The organism is Pseudonocardia sp. TRM90224, assembly GCF_021245725.1.
GTDB lineage: Bacteria > Actinomycetota > Actinomycetes > Mycobacteriales > Pseudonocardiaceae > Pseudonocardia.
In genome coordinates this window covers 1-1208 of record NZ_JAJGSX010000105.1, presented here as the reverse complement: position 1 = coordinate 1208, position 1208 = coordinate 1, and the positions used below count along the sequence as shown (strand labels likewise).

The following is a 1208-nucleotide window of genomic DNA, read 5'->3' as shown; positions in this document are numbered from 1 at the left end:
ACAACACCCACCACCCTGACACTCAGACGCCGTTGCAGTACTAACAGAGCGACCATCGGGCGGCACCCCAACCCGAGCGGCGCCGCGCCCCCTGGCCTCTGTGAAACCGCGCACGACATGGCTGTAGCACCGTCACCGCAAGTGCATCGTGGTCAGTCGGTGACCTCTTCCGGCTCGGTGATCCATGCGGAGAAGACCGGAAGGACGTGCCAGCCACCACGCCTCACGTGGTCCCAGGTGGTGGCGACGACGGCGTAGGGACGGTCGAAGCGGAGTAGCGCATTCCGTTGAAGTCCCGGTCGGGGGTAGCCGCCGGCGTCCATTCCCGTGACCGCGGCGGCCTCGAAACCGACCCGGTGGTAGCGGGCCACCGCGGATTGGACAGCCGTCCAGTCGTTCGCTGCGCCGAAGAGCTCGACAAGTGCGTGCGCTGCAGGTGCGAACCCGAGTCGTGGGTCGCTCAGGTCGTGCGTCGAGTTCGCCGACCAGGCTGGAAGCAACGCGGTCAGCGATTCGTCGCGTTCCCAGCCTGGAGACTCGGTGATCGTCCACGCGTGCCCGTCGCCGATGGGGAGGCTGAACAGCGAACGCGAAGAATGGTCCGTGGCGTGACATTCCACGTCGTACGCTGCGTCGAGCACGGTGCCTGCCGGCACACCCTCGGCCGCGATCACCGACGTCACCACAAGGTTATCGGCGATGGCGCGATGCACGGCGACGTCGCCTGCGCTGTGGTGGTGGATGATCGCGCATTGGTGATCGCTCGGCGAACGCAGGATCGTGCTGACGCGGGTGCGCCAGTCCGAGCGGAAGCCGTCGGAGCTGACAGCGGTGAACGGTTCCCTCCAGCTGACCCGGGTCGCGAGCGCGCTCGCGAGCACGCATGCCATGGCGGGATGCAGCTGGATCGGGAACTGCTCGATCAACCCGAGGGTGTGTTCGCGGGCCCAGGTATCGGCCTCGTCCTGGCTCGGGATGGGTCCGCGGTCGACCGATGGAGACAGCTGGGCCAGCCATGCGGCCGCCCCCTCGGGGAGCTGCTCAGGTGGTGTGCTCGTCCACGCCGCCGCGGCCGCGGACACCTCTGGATACGGATCGTCGAGCAGCCTGCGCGCGATCTCGAACGCGTCGGAGGCGGGCATGCCGAGCGCTTCGGTCACCTGCTGCGCGTCGGCTCCATTGATTGCCGGCGCCGCCATCGCGAGTAC

1 protein-coding gene is annotated in these 1208 nt (G+C 68.0%); it reads right to left on the bottom strand.

Going from position 1 to position 1208, the window contains the following annotated elements; translation table 11 throughout:
- Positions 1–152: 152 nt before the first annotated feature.
- Positions 153–1208 (bottom strand): hypothetical protein (locus LL648_RS43590; RefSeq protein ID WP_232668862.1); only part of this gene is annotated, 1056 nt, incomplete at its 5' end.